The organism is Paraburkholderia terrae (genome assembly GCF_002902925.1).
Lineage (GTDB): Bacteria > Pseudomonadota > Gammaproteobacteria > Burkholderiales > Burkholderiaceae > Paraburkholderia > Paraburkholderia terrae.
On record NZ_CP026111.1, the window covers coordinates 3,577,836 to 3,595,681 of the forward strand.

At 62.5% G+C, this 17,846-nt stretch carries 15 protein-coding genes and 2 pseudogenes; 8 read left to right on the forward strand and 9 right to left on the reverse strand.

Annotation, left to right across the window (positions count from 1 at the left end):
• Positions 1–31: 31 nt before the first annotated feature.
• From C2L65_RS15925 to mnmC, 5 genes are all read right to left on the reverse strand, one after another.
• Complete coding sequence (locus C2L65_RS15925; RefSeq protein ID WP_035987348.1) at positions 32–676, reverse strand: MarR family winged helix-turn-helix transcriptional regulator; 645 nt, start codon at positions 674–676, stop codon at positions 32–34.
• Between the two features lie 694 nt (positions 677–1,370).
• Positions 1,371–2,486: a YbdK family carboxylate-amine ligase gene (locus C2L65_RS15930; protein ID WP_042305079.1), complete on the reverse strand. Its 1,116-nt coding sequence runs from the start codon at positions 2,484–2,486 to the stop codon at positions 1,371–1,373.
• Positions 2,487–2,608: 122 nt separating this feature from the next.
• The gene (locus C2L65_RS15935; RefSeq protein ID WP_042305165.1) at positions 2,609–3,811 is read right to left on the reverse strand and encodes a cation:proton antiporter; all 1,203 of its coding nucleotides are present in this window, start codon (positions 3,809–3,811) and stop codon (positions 2,609–2,611) included.
• Positions 3,812–4,236: 425 nt separating this feature from the next.
• Positions 4,237–4,437, reverse strand: coding sequence for a hypothetical protein (locus C2L65_RS15940; RefSeq protein WP_042305078.1), 201 nt, complete (start codon positions 4,435–4,437; stop codon positions 4,237–4,239).
• Between the two features lie 277 nt (positions 4,438–4,714).
• Positions 4,715–6,682, reverse strand: a complete 1,968-nt coding sequence (mnmC, locus tag C2L65_RS15945; protein ID WP_042305077.1) for a bifunctional tRNA (5-methylaminomethyl-2-thiouridine)(34)-methyltransferase MnmC2/FAD-dependent 5-carboxymethylaminomethyl-2-thiouridine(34) oxidoreductase MnmC1 — start codon at positions 6,680–6,682, stop codon at positions 4,715–4,717.
• 468 nt (positions 6,683–7,150) lie between these two features.
• Between mnmC and C2L65_RS15950 the strand changes: the two genes are divergently transcribed.
• Complete coding sequence (locus C2L65_RS15950; protein ID WP_007581741.1) at positions 7,151–7,429, forward strand: HU family DNA-binding protein; 279 nt, start codon at positions 7,151–7,153, stop codon at positions 7,427–7,429.
• 118 nt (positions 7,430–7,547) lie between these two features.
• On the opposite strand, the pseudogene C2L65_RS47295 reads toward C2L65_RS15950, so the two are convergent.
• The 3 genes and pseudogenes from C2L65_RS47295 to C2L65_RS15960 form a co-directional block, all read right to left on the reverse strand.
• Positions 7,548–7,613 (reverse strand): annotated as a pseudogene (locus tag C2L65_RS47295) (hypothetical protein); the annotation flags it as partial.
• A 130-nt stretch (positions 7,614–7,743) separates the two neighbouring features.
• Positions 7,744–8,874, reverse strand: a pseudogene (locus C2L65_RS15955) (GTP-binding protein); the annotation flags it as partial.
• Positions 8,875–8,951: 77 nt separating this feature from the next.
• The gene (locus C2L65_RS15960) at positions 8,952–9,395 is read right to left on the reverse strand and encodes a lytic transglycosylase domain-containing protein (RefSeq protein ID WP_007750204.1); all 444 of its coding nucleotides are present in this window, start codon (positions 9,393–9,395) and stop codon (positions 8,952–8,954) included.
• Positions 9,396–9,909: 514 nt separating this feature from the next.
• Here C2L65_RS15960 and gspD point away from each other — a divergent pair.
• The 3 genes from gspD to gspF are packed head-to-tail and all read left to right on the forward strand — an operon-like array spanning position 9,910 to position 14,998.
• Positions 9,910–12,261: a type II secretion system secretin GspD gene (gspD, locus tag C2L65_RS15965; RefSeq protein ID WP_042305075.1), complete on the forward strand. Its 2,352-nt coding sequence runs from the start codon at positions 9,910–9,912 to the stop codon at positions 12,259–12,261.
• Positions 12,258–13,775, forward strand: coding sequence for a type II secretion system ATPase GspE (gspE, locus tag C2L65_RS15970; RefSeq protein WP_042305074.1), 1,518 nt, complete (start codon positions 12,258–12,260; stop codon positions 13,773–13,775). Before gspD ends, gspE begins: the two co-directional genes overlap by 4 nt.
• A gap of 5 nt (positions 13,776–13,780) precedes the next feature.
• Positions 13,781–14,998 carry a type II secretion system inner membrane protein GspF gene (gspF, locus tag C2L65_RS15975; RefSeq protein ID WP_007735158.1) on the forward strand — a complete coding sequence of 406 codons (1,218 nt, stop codon included), beginning with the start codon at positions 13,781–13,783 and terminating at the stop codon, positions 14,996–14,998.
• A gap of 75 nt (positions 14,999–15,073) precedes the next feature.
• Here gspF and C2L65_RS15980 read toward each other — a convergent pair whose 3' ends face one another.
• A complete protein-coding gene (locus tag C2L65_RS15980) occupies positions 15,074–15,487 on the reverse strand; it encodes a general secretion pathway protein GspC (protein ID WP_042305073.1) in 414 nt (137 codons plus the stop codon).
• Positions 15,488–15,657: 170 nt separating this feature from the next.
• Here C2L65_RS15980 and gspG point away from each other — a divergent pair, with 170 nt between their 5' ends.
• The 4 genes from gspG (at position 15,658) to C2L65_RS16000 (ending at position 17,845) form a co-directional block, all read left to right on the forward strand.
• On the forward strand, positions 15,658–16,134 hold the full coding sequence (gspG, locus tag C2L65_RS15985) for a type II secretion system major pseudopilin GspG (RefSeq protein ID WP_042305072.1): 477 nt from the start codon (positions 15,658–15,660) through the stop codon (positions 16,132–16,134).
• A gap of 112 nt (positions 16,135–16,246) precedes the next feature.
• Positions 16,247–16,732: a GspH/FimT family pseudopilin gene (locus C2L65_RS15990; protein WP_233446516.1), complete on the forward strand. Its 486-nt coding sequence runs from the start codon at positions 16,247–16,249 to the stop codon at positions 16,730–16,732.
• Positions 16,732–17,163 carry a type II secretion system minor pseudopilin GspI gene (gene gspI, locus C2L65_RS15995; protein WP_174485027.1) on the forward strand — a complete coding sequence of 144 codons (432 nt, stop codon included), beginning with the start codon at positions 16,732–16,734 and terminating at the stop codon, positions 17,161–17,163. Before C2L65_RS15990 ends, gspI begins: the two co-directional genes overlap by 1 nt.
• Positions 17,141–17,845, forward strand: a complete 705-nt coding sequence (locus C2L65_RS16000; protein WP_042305070.1) for a PulJ/GspJ family protein — start codon at positions 17,141–17,143, stop codon at positions 17,843–17,845. Before gspI ends, C2L65_RS16000 begins: the two co-directional genes overlap by 23 nt.
• Position 17,846 lies beyond the last annotated feature (1 nt).

Sequence of the window (17,846 nt, forward strand, 5' to 3'; positions counted from 1 at the left end):
GAGCGGCGGCCGGCTCCGCAGTTTAGCCGACTCAGGCTTGCTGCGCGAAGATCTTCCAGGTCTTTTTCTGCGTGGCCGCATCGGCCGTTTCGTGTACCGAGCAGTCCAGACGCAGATCGGTATCCGACATCGACAGATCGAGCAGCATGCAGCGATGCGGCGTCTTCTTCGGGTTCTTGCTCGGCTCGAAATGCGTGCAGGTCACGCACATCCGGTGCGGCGGAATGTGGCCTTGCACTTCGAGCTGACGCACGGTCTTCAGCAGCGTGCGATAAAAGAGGGATTGCTCTTCGTCGCGCAGCGTGCCGACCGCCTTCGCGAGGAAGTCAGGCCATTGCGCGGCGCGCTTGGCCGCGGTGCGGCCGCGAGCCGTCAGACGCACGGCAAGCGCGCGCCCGTCGTCGAGCGCGCGGCGCTTTTCGACGAGACCCTTGCTTTCCAGCGTGCTCACGGCATCGCTCGTGGTCGCGGCCGTCAGCGCAGTTTCGCGTGCGATTTCGCCGAGCCGCATCGGCCCCTTGCGCTGCATCAGCAGCACGAGGATTTCGCCCTGGGTAGGCGTCAGACCCGCGCCTTCCGCCCATTCCCATGCCTGGCTCCGCATGGCCGTGCTGAGTCGCAGCAGGCTGTGGGTCACCCGCCCGGTTGCCTGCTCTCCGTATACGCCTTCGCTCATAGTCTTTCGTTCGTTGTTGACAGCGTGCCGTTGCCCGTCGACATCCGTTTTTCCGATGCCGGCGCGCCGACAGTCTGTGGGGGGAAGCTTCGCCGGTCAAGCCGGCTCGCCGATTCCTACTATCTCAAAAACTTCCTGTGATGCGGGCCTTGTCCCGGCCGCTATCTCAGGCTTTGCAAACGCTTCATGCCGTGCGACTCATGCGCTTTGGACCACGCATCCTTGATCCCGGCAGGCCGCAACGACGAAAAACGACATTCTATGCGAGAGCGGCAAATCGTACAGCTAAGTTATCCAATGCAATCTGTGGATAACCACGGGATAAGGCAGGGGACGACGTGTGCGTCGATTCTTGATAACCCGCTCGACCCCAGCACCCATGAGAATCGTTCTCCCAGGTTTACGGTCGGGATGCGCGCCCGATCCGCTTGGTTATGGTTTACGCAGCTTCTTGAGTTTGCAGGGAATTATTCGGTTGTCCACAGGCAAACGCAATGCTTGTTAACTATTACTACGTATGTATACGTAAACTTTGAGAAAAACTAGAGGACGCCTTATCGGCATTCGAAAAAAATAAAAAACCCGCAAAAAGCGGGTTTCGTTGGAGTCTGCCCGGCGCCTGAGCAGCAGCATCCGATGCGCCTGCCGCGTCGGACTGCATCGCGGCTCGAACGCTCCGGCTTTTACACGCCCTTTATGCGCGCCACTGCAGGCACTGCTGCCGCACCACTTCATGCAGCGACTGTTCTTGTTCAGCCACATTGCGCAGCCAGGTCGCGTCGTTCACCTGCCCGCGCGCGATCGCGCCGATTTCTTCGAGCGCCTTGCCCGAGCCCAAAGCATCCGCATGCGGCGCGATGCGCTCGAGCGTGTGAATGATGTCTTCGGAAATCGTACGGCGCTCACCCGTCTGCGGGTCGATACACGTGCCGGCCAGACCGAAGCGGCACGCCTCGAAACGGTTGAACGTGTAGACGAGATAGTCGTCTTCCTTTGGCATCAAAGGCTTGTCGAGCAGCAGATGACGCGCAAGCGTCTGGATGTAGCACGCAATCGCGGCCGCGCGGTCGACGGACAGCGGCGTGTCCATCACGCGCACTTCGATGGTGCCGAAGCCGGGCTTCGGCCGGATGTCCCAGTAGAAGTCCTTCATGCTGTTGACGACGCCCGTATGCACCATCTTCGAAAAGTATTCTTCGAAGCTGTCCCACGTGAGGACGAATGGCGCGCGGCCCGACAGCGGAAACGCGAACACGGAATTCAGGCGTGCCGAGTGAAAGCCCGTATCGACGCCCTGCACGAACGGCGACGACGCCGACAGCGCGATGAAATGCGGAATGTAGCGCGACATCGAATGCAGCAGGAACAACGCGCTGTCGGCATCCGGACAGCCGATGTGTACGTGCTGGCCGAACACCGTGAACTGCTTGGCAAGGTAGCCGTAGAGTTCCGAAAGGTACTGAAAGCGCGGTGTGTCGACGATCTTGCGCTCGCTCCATTGCTGGAAAGCGTGCGTGCCGCCGCCGCACAGGCCGACGTTCAGCCGGTCCGCCGCGGCGACGAGCGTGTCGCGAATGGTGCGCAGATCGGCGACGGCCTGCTCGTGCGTCGTGCAGATGCCCGTCGACAGCTCGATCATGCTCTCGGTGATTTCCGGCGTGATGTTGCCCGGGATCTTTTCGTCCTTGATGAGCCGGAGCAGGTCGGTTCCTGCTTTGGTCAGATCATAGTCATGGGTATTGACGATCTGCATCTCGAGTTCGACACCGAAGGTGAACGGTTTCGAATCGATGAAGGCTTCGAGTGACATAGCGTTTCCTGATTCATGTCGGCATCAGCGCCCGATGCGGGCGGCGCCGGCCGGATTGACTGTCGAATGCTGCAGCCGAACGCTCGAGCTGGATGAAAAATACGGGGTGCGGGCGCGCCGCTTTACTCGCGGCGTTCGCCCACCAGCGCGAGCGAGCGGTAGACGAGCCACGGCCCGACCAGCTGCAACACGACGATCGAGCACATCGTGACCGCGCGCAGCGTCGGATCGAAATTCGGATAGAGCTGGTAGGTGTCGTCGACGAGCAGATACGCGAGCGCCGACATGGGAGACAGCGACAGCCCCAGCGCCATGCCCTGCTTCATGTCCAGTCCGCTCGGCTTGGCGAACGCGAGCACGCCGACCAGCTTGGCCACCAGCCGCGCGACGATCAATCCGACGGCTGCGAGTCCACCCAACGCGACGTCGCGCCATTCGAACGTGGTCAGCGTGAGCACGAACAGAATCACCGTCAGCAGCCAGCCCGCCGTGCCGAAGTGCTCCGGCCAGAGTTGCGGGCGTGCTTCCAGATTTTTCACGATGATGCCCGCAGCGAGCAGGCTGAGAATCGTCGACAGTTTGAAGATATGCGCGATGGCAATGGCGAGCAGCACGAGGCCGAACAGTGCGACGAAAGAGTGCTCGTCCTGCAGATTCACACGCTTGTAAAAGAACGTGATGGTGCGCGCGAGCAGGTACGCGAGGATCAGCGAGCCGATCAGCAAATACAGCGGCTGGAGGATCGTCGCGAGTACGTTGCCGTAGGCTTCCTGATGCAGCCAGCCGGACGCGAGCTTCTCGACGATCACCGCATACATGCTGTTGAGCGCCGTCAGCGTCAAGAGGCGCTGCGTGACCTGGCCTTCGGCGCGCACCTCGGTTTTCAGCTGGATCACCATCGCGGGCGAAGTCGCCATTGCGATCGACGCGAGCACGAGCGCCGTCACCGACGACACGTTCAGGAACAGCAGCACCAGCAGCACGAGCACGAACGTGAGCGTCGATTCAGCGATGCTCGACACGATGAGCCACGTATTGCGGCGAATCCACCGCAGATCCAGCCGGCTGCCGAGTTCGAACAGCAGCAGGCCGAGCGCGACATCGAGCAACGGACGCGCGGTGCTCGCCGAGTCCGCGTCAATTACGCCCGATCCCGCCGAGCCCGCGATCAGCCCGATCACCGCATAGCCGGAAATGCGCGGCAGATGCCACGCGCGATAGCACAGCTCGCCGACGAGACCTGCGGCAAGCAAAGCGAGGCCTGCCCAGAAAATTGCATCGGGCGTGAGCGGCCAGCCTGGGAAGAATGAAAACGCCGACTTCATCGTGGTGGCTTCTCCTTTGCAGCAACGCTCGGCAACGCGAACGGGCAGACGACGTCGGCACGCAAAGCGCGCGCCGCGTCCGTTGCCGCGATCGGTTCGCGTCTGCCGGCGTTGCGGGTTGTCAACGATCGGGTGAAAAACTGAAACGACCACGCCGATGCCGCATGACTACGGGCAGCCCGACGTGAGTGAAAAGAGCGCCGTCGACTTTTGAATCAGATTCTGTGGGTCCGGCAACCGTTCCATTGGCGCGTCGGTTGCGGGGGCAATACGCGACGCGGAAGAACGGCGATTGTGCCATAGCTTTTTTACACTTGACGGAAAAGCGTCGAACAAGCGCTCAAAGCGGTAAAACGTACGCTAACTTCAAGACAACAGGAAAAAGCGACCGGAAAACTCGCGTACTTCGGGGAAGAATGGCCTTGTCAGCGATGTTCTTGCGCGTCTGAGAGGGCCTCACGCGGTGCATCTTCAGCGTGCTTGAGTTTGAGTGCTCTTGCGCTCAGGCGTTCCAGTTTCGCAGTGGTGAACAGCAAAGAAGACGGCTGCTGAAGCGAAGCGAGCTTTGCGAAATTCTTAATAGGAAAGATGATGCCGCTGGCTTCGACCGACAACGGGCTTTTCATCTATAGGTTTACTGTATGTATACGTAGTAGAAGTTAACAAGGGCCCCGCATTTCTGTGGATAACTCGAGTTTACCGAAGCGAATCAGCGTCTTGCCGAACGCATAACCGGATGCACTTGATGTGCGCGCCGGACTGGGTTCGATGAATAACTTTTGGCCAATGTTTACGTCTGTCGAGTTACCCCGTTTACGTCCACATCCGTTCCACACGAGTTTCGCCCGCATTTTTCCCGGTTATCCACAACGCGCCGTGGATAACTTTTCCACAGGAAGAAAGTCAGTTCGCGATCCCCAGCCGTAGCGCGCGCAAGAGAAAGCGCGCGGGATCGAGCGCTTCGGCGAGATCCCGCTCGATGGGCCACGGCTCGCCTTCGATCTGCGAAGCAATCAGCTCGGCACCCAGCGACGCCCACACGAGTCCGCGCGATCCAAACGCGAATGCGCCATACAGCCCTTGCGCGCGCGGCAGATCCAGCGGCCAGGCGCCGCGTAACTTGCCTGCGTCGTGAGTCGCAGCCCTTTCGTCGGCGAATGCGCCGATCATCGGCAGACGGTCGCTCGTCACGCAGCGAAACGCGACGCGCCCTGTCAGTGACGAAGCCGCACGCGTACCCATCGCCTCACGCATGTCGGGAAGCATCTGCGCGACACGCTCGATGTTCTCGGTGTGAGCGTCATCGCGTATTTGTGTGTCGGGATCGTCGATGTCATAGGTTGCTCCCGTCAGCGTCGAGCCATCGGGCAGCGGCACAGCATACCCTTCGCCGATCACGGGAACGCGCAACGCGTGCGCCGCATCGCTGGGCAGCAGCGTCAATTGACCGCGCACGCTGCGCGTCGGTGCATGGTGCAGACCGGCGATCCGCGCCGCTTCGTGCGCATTCGCAAAGATGACGACGGGCGCGGCGGCAATCGCGGCGCCGTTCGCATCGAACACAATCCATTGATTTGCAACGCGTTCGATGCGTGAAGCCACGATGTTGAAGCGGCGCTCCAGCAACCCGCCCGCTGCCTCACATTGCGCCGCGCAGAGCGACGCGGGATCGATCCAGCCGCCATGCGGAAAGAACCAGCCGCCTCGCGCGACGCGTATGCCGGCTATGCGCTGTGCTTCTTCGGAGGAAACGGCCGTCACGTAATCCGACGGATAAGCAAACGAAGCGAACGTCTTTGCCATCGCCGACGCTTCGTCTTCATCGGCAGCGATTTGAAGCAAACCTTCCGGGCCACGCAACGGCCGATATCCGCGCCGCTCGAGCGCCGACCATTGCCGCAACGCATAAAGAAAGCCCGCGCGCGTGATGCGCGAACCGACGCTGTCGTCGCGCGACATCATCGGATGAAACACGCCGGCGGGATTGCCCGACGCATCGCGCGCGACGCCCGCATGCCGTTCGAGCGACGTAACGCGCCAGCCGCGCGCCGTGAGTCGTTCGATCGCCGCGCATCCCGCGAGCCCGGTGCCGATCACAATGGCATGGCGTTCGTCGACGGCAAGCGGCAACGGCGGTTCGTGACGCCGCACGCGATAGCGTGGTGCAAAGCGTCCGACCAGCATTGCGCGTTTCCATCCGAAGCCATCGACCTTCCGGTATTCGAAGCCCGCTTGCTGCAATCCGCGTTTCACGTCGCCGGCGCTTGTATAAGTGGCGAAGGTCGCCTCGTCGCCAGCGAGGCGCGCGAGCGCCTTGAAGATTGCGGGCGTCCACAGCTCCGGGTTCTTCGCGGGCGAAAAGCCATCCAGATAGAAAGCGTCGGCGCGCAGCCAGAGCGAATGCAGCGTTTGCGCCGCGTCGCCGAACACGAGCGTGAGCGTGACACGCCCTTCCTCGAACTCGAGCCGATGTGTACCGGGCACGAGCGTCGGCCATGCATCGACGAGTTGTTGCGCAAGCGGTGCGATCGATGCGTCCGCAACGGCCGCCGCGCTCGCTGCAAGCAGATCGTCGCGCGAGAACGGATGTTTTTCCGTCGATACAAAGTGCAGGCGCTCACAACGATCCGGGTCCGCGCGCCATGCGGCCCACGTCACGAGGAAGTTGATGCCCATGCCGAAGCCCGTTTCCAGCACCGTGAATACGCGCCGCTTTTGCCAGCGCGACGGCAATTCATTGCCTTTCAGGAAGACGTATTCGGCCTGCGCAAGGGCACCGACGGCGCTGTGATAGATGTCGTCATGGCGTGGGGAATACGGGGTGCCGTTGTCGCGAAACGCGAGGATGGCGGGAACGAGCGGGTCGGTCATGCGCGATGAAATGCGGTGCAAGGAAGAGAACCAGGCGACGGCGCGGCACTGACTGGAAGCACGAATTCGCAGCCGTTACGCCATGCCGACACCCGTCACAGCCCGTCCAGACGGCGTCTGCAGCCTGTCGGAGAGGTGTTGAACGTTGGCAAAAACCAACGCTGACGGGGCTTTGGACGACTCGGATAGCATCTATTCGATGCTCTGCATGCCAAAAATGCTGTTTTCCATGCTGTATCAGGCGTTGCAGCGTGTAATTCTTCGAAACCCTTATCCAGATTGGGTTTGCGCTGCGCTATCATAGCAAGCGCCGCGAGGGAAGCGGCAGCACGGTGCTCCACGCGGTGCCAGGCGCGCTGCGGGAGTCGGGGGTATTCCCGAGCCGTCGCTGCTCGACGGCGCGGCCCGCGCACGTATAATCGGCGCGTTCGCGCTGTTCGTGTCAACCTAAACCAGAAAGGAACCTTAATGAACAAACAGGAACTGATCGACGCCGTCGCAGGTCAGACGGGCGCCAGCAAGGCTCAAACCGGCGAGACGCTGGACACGCTGCTTGAAGTCATCAAGAAGGCAGTGGCGAAGGGTGATGCAGTCCAGTTGATCGGCTTCGGAAGCTTCGGTTCGGGCAAGCGGGCAGCACGTACGGGCCGCAACCCGAAGACGGGCGAAACCATCAAGATTCCGGCCGCAAAGACCGTTAAGTTCACGGCTGGCAAGGCGTTCAAGGACGCAGTCAACAAGCGCTAAGCATCAGCGCTGAGTTGTTGACACCCGCCATCGGCGGGTTTTTTTTCGTCTGCGTTTTCGATGACGGACGTGACGTCAATCCATTACGTTCAATGATGGTGATGATGATGGCCATCATCGTCGTGATCGTGATGGTGATGATGGTCGTGGCCATGATCGTGGTCGTGATCGTCGTCTTCGAGATCCCACGCGGGGAACGGATCACTCAGTGCGCGCCAACCCTCGGCGCCCAACGCGTACTCGTCGTCCGTCAGCAGACATGCATCGAACTTCGCACGCCATTGCGCTGGATCGATGTCGACGCCGATCAGCACCAGTTCCTGGCGACGGTCGCCGATCGTGAAGTCATTGGCATCGCCGTACCAGTCCGCCGCGATCTCTTCCAGCAGCTCGTCATCGCCTTCGGGCCATTCACTGCGATCCTGCGCGGCCCACCACGTTCCTGCCGGTGCCGGCCGGCAAGCGCCGCCCGCTTGCGATAGCGAACCGCCAATCTCGTTGCGCGTCGCGAGCCAGAAGAAGCCTTTGCCGCGCAACACGCCCTTCCACTCTTCATGCAGCAGCGCCCACATCCGTTCGGGATGAAACGGCCGCCGCGCGCGATAGACGACATGCCCGACATCCCGGCCGCCGCTTTCGTTTTCATGGCTAGAAGGATCGTGCAGCAACGCGAGCCAGCCGGCCGCGTTCGACGTCGCGTCGTAATCGAAGCGCGCCGTGCCGAGCACTTCTTCGAAAGGCGCATTGCCATAAGTGCTCACGATCTGCGCGGCGCGCGGATTGAGCGCGGCGAGTATCGCTTGCAGATGCGCGAGATCGTCGGCGGAAACAAGGTCCGCCTTGTTGATGACGAACACGTCGCAGAACTCGACCTGTTCGATCAGCACTTCGACGATCGTTCGATCGTCCTCTTCATGTGCGGCGATGCCGCGCTCGGACAGCGCATCGGCCGACGCGTAGTCGCGCAGAAAGCCCGCCGCATCGATCACGGTTACGGCGGTATCGACGCGCACAAGCGCCGCGAGCTTTTCGTCTTCGATGATCGACTCGACGAGGTTCATCGGCTCGTCGACAGCGGCTGCTTCGATGATGACCGCATCGAAACGATTCGCCGACGCCAGTTCGGCCAACTGTTCGAGCAAATCTTCACCGGCCTGCGCGCAGAGACATCCGTTCGGCAATTCAACCTGCGACGCGGGCGCCGCGTTGTCGATATCGAGGTGGACGGCGGCGAGGTCGGTGACGATCGCGGCGACACGCGGGCCAGTGCGGTTCGACAGAATCTGATCGACGAGCGCGGTCTTGCCCGCGCCCACGAAACCGGAGATCACGGTGACGGGCAAAAGCGGCTGGTTCATCGCGGTACGGAAAACTTGAAGGTGAATGACGCATGCGCCTGCCGGACGTTCAAACGGACCCGGACAGGCAGCAGCACGAAGCCGCATTGTGCATCAACTGGAGCGAGGCGACGCCTCTACTAATCTGTGGCGACTGGGGAAACGGGAGGAACGGCGCTGCCCAACTATTTGGTAGGCATCAGATTCCACTTACGGAGAATGGCCACGATTTGCCGCGCGTACTCGTCGCGCAGCGACGGCGTCTCCGAGTGATAGGCGCCGACAGCCGCCCATGTGTTGCCGTACTTGTTCATCTTCTGGCGCAGATGCCAGGCGGCGATGTACACGTTCTTGCACGGCTCCATCAGCGTGCCCTGCGAGATGCCGTATTGCGCGAGCACGGGCAGATGCACGGAGTTGATCTGCATGACGCCATAGTCGGTCGAACCGTTGGCGTTCTTATGCACCGCCGTGGGACGGTTATGCGATTCCTGCCAGGCAATGGCCCGCAAAATCAACGGGTTGACCTTCTGATAGCCGGCGGCCTCGTCGAAGCAGTCGGCGCGCGCGGACCCAGCGCTGACTAGCGCGGCCAAAGCAACGGCGACAGTGACGGCGATTGGCTTCATCGGTCAAGATGACGAACTATGTTCGATTCCTAAGCAATGGGACGGTAAAGACGACTCGAAACCTATATCCGGCGGGCTTGAACTCGGGAAAACCCGTTACCTTCGGGATACTCGAACCGTCATTCCGCCCGTATCATACCGGCTGGACATGACGCGTTAAAGTTGGCCAGCCGACATAAGCGAGTAACTTGCGGCCAAAGGCGGCCGAAAACGCGCACCGGTCCGGAACCCAAAACTTTCAAGAACTTAACAGATTACGCAATCCGAGAAGCGTTGGATCGGAAACGTTAGAGGAATCGCACGGAACCGCCTGGTTCTGTGACATTTCCGACATGAAAAGCTGTTACTGTTCGTTGTTTTTGATTACAGGGAGGCAGGGCATCCTTGGCACTGGCTGCCACGGAAGCGTTTTGCCGGACTGGGGACGACTAGGTGTCGGCCGGTCGTCCACTGTGCATGACCGTCGGCGGATCACAACGTCGGCTTCGAAACCATATCCATGAGAAGAAATCGTATGGCATTGCGTCGCGTCGCGACAGCGTTGCTGGTCGCTGGCATGATCACCGCGCAGATCGCCCACGCTCAGGTGACGCTCAACTTCGTCAACGCCGACATCGATCAGGTGGCGAGGGCGATCGGCGCGGCGACGGGTAAGACGATCATCGTCGATCCGCGCGTGAAAGGGCAATTGAACCTTGTTTCCGAGAATCCTGTTCCGGAAGACCAGGCGCTGAAGACCTTGCAGTCCGCGTTGAGAATGCAGGGCTTTTCGCTGGTGCAGGACCATGGCGTGCTGAAGGTCGTGCCCGAAGCCGATGCGAAGCTGCAAGGCGTGCCGACCTATATCGGCAATGCACCCGCGGCGCGCGGCGATCAGGTGGTCACACAGGTATTCCAGCTGAGGAACGAATCAGCGAATAACCTGTTGCCCGTGTTGCGTCCGCTGATCTCGCCGAACAACACGGTCGCGGCCTATCCGTCGAACAACACCATCGTTGTTACCGACTACGCGGATAACGTGCGCCGCATCGCGCAGATCATCCAGGGCGTCGACACGGCGGCAGGCCAGCAGGTGCTGGTCGTGCCGCTGAAGAACGCGAATGCGATCGACGTCGCGACGCAAATGGGGAAGATGCTCGACCCCGGCGCGATCGGTAACACCGATGCGACGCTGAAGGTGTCCGTGCAGGCCGACCCGCGTACCAATTCGCTGCTGCTGCGCGCGTCGAACGCGGGACGTCTCGCGGCGGCGAAGTCGCTCGCCAAGCAACTGGATGCTGCAACCGGGCAGCCCGGCAACATGCACGTCGTGTCGTTGCGCAATGCCGACGCCGTGCGTCTTGCGAAGACGCTGCGCGGCATGCTCGGCAAGGGCGGCGGCGGTGGCAACGAGTCGTCGTCGGGCGGCGGCAATAACGCGAACTCGTTCAACCAGAACAATTCGCCTACGTCGACGGGTGGCGCGGGCACGCCGCCACTGCCGTCGGGATCGATGGGCGGGTCGTCGGGGTCGTCGCTGGGCGGCAATCCGCTGGGCGCCGGCGGCGGCGCTGGCGGTGGTGGTTATGGCGGTCAGGGCAGCAACAACTCGGACTTTCTCGGCGAGAAGGAAGGTAGCGGCGGCGATGACAATCAGCCTGGCGGCATGATCCAGGCCGACGCGTCGACGAACTCGCTGATCATCACCGCGTCCGACCCCGTCTACCGCAACCTGCGCACCGTGATCGACCAGCTCGACGTGCGCCGCCCGCAGGTCTACATCGAAGCGCTGATCGTCGAGCTGAACTCGAACACGAACGCGAACCTGGGTATCCAGTGGCAGATCGGCAGCGGCAACCTGTTTGCGGGCACTAATCTCGCCACGGGTGGCGGCAATAGCATCGTCAACCTGACGGCGGCAGCGGCAGCCAACGCCGCCACGGGTGGCCTGGCTACCGCGCTGGCGACGCAGAATATCCAGCAGGGCTTGAATGTAGGCTGGCTGCACAACCTCTTCGGTGTGCAGGGGCTCGGCGCGTTGCTGCAGGCGCTGTCGCAGACGGCCGACGCCAACGTGCTGTCCACGCCTAACCTCATCACGCTCGACAACCAGGAAGCGAAGATCGTCGTCGGTACGAACGTGCCGATCCAGACAGGCTCGTATTCGAACCTCACGAGCAGCACGGCGACCACGGCGTTCAACACCTTCGATCGCATCGACGTAGGTCTGACGCTGCATATCAAGCCCCAGATTACCGAGGGCGGCATCCTGAAACTGCAGCTGTATACGGAAGATTCGGCGATCGTGGCGGGCACGACCAATGTGGCGACCAATCCGGCCGGCCCCGAGTTCACGAAGCGCTCGATCCAGTCGACGGTGCTTGCCGACAACGGCGAGATCATCGTGCTGGGCGGCCTGATGCAGGACAATTACCAGGTCAGTAACAGCAAGGTGCCGCTGCTCGGCGACATCCCGTGGATCGGCCAGTTGTTCCGCTCGGAAAACAAGATTCGCGCGAAGACCAATCTGTTGGTATTCCTGCGTCCGGTGATCATCAACGACCGCGACACGGCGCAAGCGGTGACGGCGAACCGATACGACTACATCCAGGGCGTGTCGGGCGCATACAAGTCCGATAACAACCTGATCAAGGACAAGGACGATCCCGTCGTGCCGCCGATGCCGGTTGGCCCGAGCCAGGGTGGATCGACGCTGAACCTGTTCGATCTCGACGCTATGCGGCGTCAGCAGGCGCTTGGGGTGCCCGTCCCGGCACCCGCGTACGTTCCGCAGCAGCAGCAGCCTCAGCCGCAGATGCAGATGCAGCCGCCCGCACAAACGGTCCCCGCGCAACCGGCCACGAGTACACAGAAGGTGCAGCCGTGAGCACGCCGCACGCGCCCGGCAGCGCGCCGCTCGACACAGCGGCCACGGGCGGAGCGCATCGCGAGCCGCCCTCTGCGCTTGCCGCGCGACTCGTGCCGTATGGCTTCGCGAAAAGCGGCCAGATTCTCGTCGCGCATCAGCACGCCGATTCAATGGAAGTCTGGATCAGCGAACGCACGACCCAGTCCGCGCTCGCGGAAGTCGCGCGCAATTTCGGCGCGGTGTCGGTTGTGCGGCTCGAAGCGGATGAACTGTCGCAGGCGATCAATCAGGCCTATTCGCGCCAGGACGGCAGCGCCGCGCAGGTGGTCGGCGAAGTGGAAGGCGAAGTCGATCTGTCGCGTCTGATGCAGGACATTCCCGAAGTGGAAGACCTGCTGGAATCCGAAGACGACGCGCCGATCATCCGCATGATCAACGCGTTGCTCACACAGGCCGCGCGCGAACAGGCATCGGATATTCACATCGAGCCGTTCGAGAATGCGTCGGTGGTGCGTTTTCGCGTCGATGGCACGCTGCGCGACGTGGTGCGTCCGAAGAAAGCACTGCACGGCGCGCTGATTTCGCGGATCAAGATCATGGCGCAACTCGATATCGCCGAGAAGCGTCTGCCGCAGGATGGCCGTATTACGTTGCGCGTCGGCGGAAGGCCGGTTGATGTGCGCGTATCGACTTTGCCGACGGGCCACGGCGAACGCGCCGTGCTGCGTCTGCTGGAAAAAGACGCGCAGCGCCTGAATCTCGAAGCGCTCGGTATGGCGCCCGACACGCTCGTGCATTTCGACAAACTGATTTCGCGTCCGCACGGCATCGTGCTCGTCACGGGCCCGACGGGCTCGGGCAAGACAACGACGCTGTATGCGTCGATGTCGCGGCTCGAAACGGCGACGACGAACATCATGACCGTCGAAGACCCGATCGAATACGATCTGTCCGGCATCGGCCAGACGCAGGTCAACGAGCGGATCGGCATGACGTTCGCCCGCGCGCTGCGTTCCATTCTGCGTCAGGACCCGGACATCATCATGATCGGTGAAATCCGCGATCTCGAAACGGCGCAGATCGCCGTGCAGGCGTCGCTGACGGGCCACCTCGTGCTTGCGACGCTGCACACCAACGACGCCGCGTCCGCCGTTACGCGTCTTACCGACATGGGCGTCGAGCCGTATCTGCTCGCGTCGTCGCTGCTTGGCGTGCTGGCGCAGCGGCTCGTGCGGCGTCTGTGTCCCGTGTGCAAGGAAGAACGCGAAGAAGAAGACGGCCGCAAGTTGTGGCACCCGGTCGGCTGCGACAAGTGCGGACATTCAGGCTATGCGGGACGGCGCGGCGTGTACGAACTGCTGAACGTCGACGAATCAATCCGCTCGCTGATTCACCGCAACGCCTCGGACGCCGAGATTCTCGACACCGGCCGCAAGCAAGGCATGCGCACGTTGCGCGAGGACGGCGACCGCTGGCTCGCATCGGGCTTGACGTCGCTCGAAGAAGTGATACGCGTGACGGGCGGGGTCTAAAGCGCATGCCCGCATTCCGTTTCGAAGCGATCGACGCCGCCGGCAAGGCGCAAAAAGGCGTGCTCGATGCCGACAGCGCGCGCGGTGCGCGCACGCAGTTGCGCACGCAAGGTCTCACGCCGCTCGTCGTCGAACCAGCGGCGACGCGCACGCGCGGCGAACGCACCCAGCGGCTGTCGTTGGGGCGCAAGCTCTCCCAGCGCGAGCAGGCGATTCTCACGCGGCAACTCGCGAGTCTGCTGATCGCCGGTCTGCCGCTCGATGAAGCGCTCTCGGTGCTCACCGAGCAGTCGGAGCGCGATTACATCCGCGAACTGATGGCCGCGATCCGCGCGGAAGTGCTGGGCGGCCATTCGCTGGCCAACGCGCTGTCGCAGCATCCGAAAGATTTTCCCGAGATTTACCGCGCACTCGTCGCAGCGGGCGAACACACGGGCAAGCTCGGCCTCGTGCTGTCGCGCCTCGCTGATTACATCGAGCAGCGCAACGCGCTCAAGCAGAAGATCGTGCTCGCGTTCACGTATCCGACCATCGTGACGATCATCGCGTTCGGCATCGTCACGTTCCTGTTGAGCTATGTCGTGCCGCAGGTCGTCAATGTGTTCGCGAGCACGAAGCAGCAGTTGCCGATCCTCACCGTGATGATGATGGCGCTCTCCGGCTTCGTGCGTAACTGGTGGTGGGCGGTGCTGATCGCATTGGTGATCGTCGTGTACGTGGTGCGCGCGATACTCGCGCAACCGGGACCGCGTCTCGCGTTCGATCGCTGGGTTTTGACGGCGCCCCTCTTCGGCAAGCTCGTGCGCGGCTACAACACGGTGCGTTTCGCGAGCACGCTCGGCATTCTGACGGCAGCGGGCGTGCCGATTCTGCGCGCGCTGCAGGCCGCGAGCGAAACGCTTAGCAACAAGGCGATGCGCAACAACATCGACGATGCAATCGTGCGCGTGCGCGAAGGTACGTCGCTGTCGCGAGCGCTCGGCAATACGAAGACGTTTCCGCCCGTGCTCGTACACCTGATCCGCTCGGGCGAAGCAACGGGCGACGTGACGACGATGCTCGATCGCGCGGCCGAAGGCGAAGCGCGCGAACTCGAACGGCGCACGATGTTCCTGACGAGTCTGCTGGAACCGCTGCTGATCCTGGCGATGGGCGGCGTGGTGCTGGTGATCGTGCTCGCGGTGATGCTGCCGATCATCGAGTTGAACAACCTGGTGCAGTGACGGCGCGTTAGCGTCCGAAAGACTTGCAAGCCGGACCGAAGCTTTCAGGTTGCGTCGACCCGGCAGAGAATGGCATCAGCGCACGTAGATGGTCGGGCCGGGCGGGTTGGCGGGAAGGAAGACTTCGGAGTGGGAGCCGTTGCGGTCGATGATGATCGAGCGGGCGCGCACTTCGGCGAGCCTGGTGCCTTGCATGAACGTGCTGCCCAGCGATACGGCATGCGGCGGTTCGCCGCCCGTGCTGATGATCGCGGCGGCGCCGTGGCTCAACGCGAGGATGCCGAACAGATGGATGTCCTGGTTCGCGGTGCGCGTGAGCTGGCCGCCGAACAGCGTCGCGGCCTGATCCGTCGAAACGGGCGCGCGCACGGCGGCAGCGGGCACGGGCGCGCCGGAATGCGACGTGAGCGTGACGACCCAGTAAGTGAGCGTCGCGCAGAACACGGCGAAGACAGCGAGCGAGATCAGGCGGATCTGGAGTGCGTTCATGTGTGTGATTGTACGGACTATTGTGAATTTTGCGGTACGCCGGACGGCAGTTCGGAACCCTTCAACTGCATGACATTAAAATGACCGACCGGACGTGCAGAGTGCTGCATTCTCAATGCATTGCATGACGTCTGATCGATCGACCCTTCATTCAAACGAGGTAGCAAGCTATGCAAATGTGGACCAGTCGCCGCAACGAGATCGCGGTCATGCGCGCGGGCGAGCGCGCCCGCCGTCAACGCGGGTTCACGCTGATCGAAATCATGGTCGTGATCGCGATCCTCGGCATTCTGGCTGCGCTGATCGTGCCGAAGATCATGAGCCGTCCGGACGAGGCGCGCCGCGTGGCCGCCAAGCAGGACATCGGCACCATCATGCAGTCACTGAAGCTCTATCGCCTCGACAACGGCCGCTATCCGACGCAGGAACAAGGCCTGCGCGCGCTGATCGAAAAACCGTCGACGGACCCCGCGCCGAACAACTGGAAGGACGGCGGCTACCTCGAGCGTCTGCCTAACGACCCGTGGGGCAACTCGTACCAGTATCTGAACCCGGGCGTGCATGGCGAGATCGACGTGTTCAGCTACGGTGCGGATGGCAAGGCGGGCGGCGAAGGCAACGATGCCGACGTCGGCTCGTGGCAATAAGCTCACAACGCTGATTGAATCGACATCGATCGTTACCGGCACCATGCGATTGCACCACTGCATGCCGCGCGCTCTTCGTGAGGCCGCCCGCGTCGACGACGCGCGCGGCTGCATGAAGCGGCATGCAATACGCTCGGCGGCACGCGAGCGCCAGCGCGGCTTCACGCTGCTCGAAATGCTGGTCGTGCTGGTGATCGCGGGCCTGCTGGTGTCGCTTGCATCGCTGACGCTGACGCGCAATCCGCGCACGGATCTGAACGAGGAAGCGCAGCGGCTTGCGCTGCTGTTCGAATCGGCGGGCGACGAAGCGCAGGTGCGCGCCCGCCCTATTTCTTGGCTGCCGCTGGATGGCGGCTTTCGTTTCGATGTCCACACCAACGACGGCTGGCGTCCGTTGCGCGACGATCTGCTCGGGCCGCGCCGGTGGGAAGGCGGCGTGACGGGCGTGACGATCGAGTATCCCGGCTCCGACACGCATTCGGACCGCATCGTGTTCGGCACCGAGAGCATCGATACACCCGTGCAGGTGACGCTCTTTTCCGCCGTGGGGCGCGTGACGATCATCGGCACGGGCAACGGCCGGTACGAGGTGCGCTGATGCAGTTCGCGCTTCGTGTTCGCCGCGTGCGCGGCGCTGTGGATAACCAGAATCGCAAGCGGGCGGGAGGCTTCACGATGATCGAAGTGCTGGTCGCGCTGGCGATCATCGCGGTCGCGCTGGCCGCTTCGCTGCGCGCGGTCGGTAGTCTCGCGACGGGCGAGGCCGATCTGCATCGCCGGCTGCTGGCGGGCTGGAGCGCGGACAACGCGCTCGCCCAGTTGCATCTGGCGCACGCGTGGCCCGAAGTCGGCTCGCAGAGCTTCGACTGCTCGCAGGGCAACCTGCAACTGATTTGCACGGAAAACGTGAGCGCGACGCCGAATCCGGTGTTTCGACGCGTCGAGGTTTCGGTGACGTCGCCCGGTCACTCGGGCAACCTCGCGCAGATGGTGACGGTGATCGCGAATGAAACGAATCGCTCGCTCTGAGCACGACGTGCCGCGCGTTCGACGCTCGCCGCTGCTCAGGAAGACAGCGGGCGGCTTCACGCTGATCGAGCTGCTGGTGGCGATCGCGATACTCGCCGTGATCGCGGTGCTGTCGTGGCGCGGACTGGACCAGATCATCCGCGGACGGCAGACGATCACGAACGCGATGGAAGACGAGCGCGTGTTCGCGCAGTTTTTCGACCAGATGCGCATCGACGTGCGCAACGCCGCCTCCGACGACGAAGCGGGCGAACCGGCCGTCGCGGTGAACGGCAATGCGCTGCAGATCGTGCGGTACATGCGCGCGCCGGGTGCGCCGCCACGGTTGGTGGTCGTGCGGTATCGGATCACGGAAGGGCGGATTCTGCGCTATGCGTCGCCGCCGTTGGCGAACATCGGCGAGGTGCGCCGCGCGCTCGGCGGCTCGGAGAACGAGAACTGGAACGCCGTGCCGTTGATCGGTGGTATCGGCGCGATTACCGCGCGCCTGTATGTGCCGAAAGTCGGCTGGACGACGCAGATGAAAGACGTGCAGTCGGCGATTACGGAGAACGACAACAATCTGAAAGTGCCTCAGCTCGGCAATGCGCCGTTGCCAAGGTCGGTGACGGGGCTCGAAGTGAGCATCGGCGCGAGTTCGCTCGCGCGGCCCGTTACCCGGGTTTTTCTCGTTGGGGAGTGAG

Bases quoted from the DNA above. Each gene is read 5' to 3' on its own strand.
- C2L65_RS15925 (WP_035987348.1), bottom strand. From the start codon at position 676: ATGAGCGAAGGCGTATACGGAGAGCAGGCAACCGGGCGGGTGACCCAC.
- C2L65_RS15930 (WP_042305079.1), bottom strand. From the start codon at position 2,486: ATGTCACTCGAAGCCTTCATCGATTCGAAACCGTTCACCTTCGGTGTC.
- C2L65_RS15935 (WP_042305165.1), bottom strand. From the start codon at position 3,811: ATGAAGTCGGCGTTTTCATTCTTCCCAGGCTGGCCGCTCACGCCCGAT.
- C2L65_RS15940 (WP_042305078.1), bottom strand. From the start codon at position 4,437: ATGAAAAGCCCGTTGTCGGTCGAAGCCAGCGGCATCATCTTTCCTATT.
- mnmC (WP_042305077.1), bottom strand. From the start codon at position 6,682: ATGACCGACCCGCTCGTTCCCGCCATCCTCGCGTTTCGCGACAACGGC.
- C2L65_RS15950 (WP_007581741.1), top strand. From the start codon at position 7,151: ATGAACAAACAGGAACTGATCGACGCCGTCGCAGGTCAGACGGGCGCC.
- C2L65_RS15960 (WP_007750204.1), bottom strand. From the start codon at position 9,395: ATGAAGCCAATCGCCGTCACTGTCGCCGTTGCTTTGGCCGCGCTAGTC.
- gspD (WP_042305075.1), top strand. From the start codon at position 9,910: ATGGCATTGCGTCGCGTCGCGACAGCGTTGCTGGTCGCTGGCATGATC.
- gspF (WP_007735158.1), top strand. From the start codon at position 13,781: ATGCCCGCATTCCGTTTCGAAGCGATCGACGCCGCCGGCAAGGCGCAA.
- C2L65_RS15980 (WP_042305073.1), bottom strand. From the start codon at position 15,487: ATGAACGCACTCCAGATCCGCCTGATCTCGCTCGCTGTCTTCGCCGTG.
- gspG (WP_042305072.1), top strand. From the start codon at position 15,658: ATGCAAATGTGGACCAGTCGCCGCAACGAGATCGCGGTCATGCGCGCG.
- C2L65_RS15990 (WP_233446516.1), top strand. From the start codon at position 16,247: ATGAAGCGGCATGCAATACGCTCGGCGGCACGCGAGCGCCAGCGCGGC.
- gspI (WP_174485027.1), top strand. From the start codon at position 16,732: ATGCAGTTCGCGCTTCGTGTTCGCCGCGTGCGCGGCGCTGTGGATAAC.
- C2L65_RS16000 (WP_042305070.1), top strand. From the start codon at position 17,141: ATGAAACGAATCGCTCGCTCTGAGCACGACGTGCCGCGCGTTCGACGC.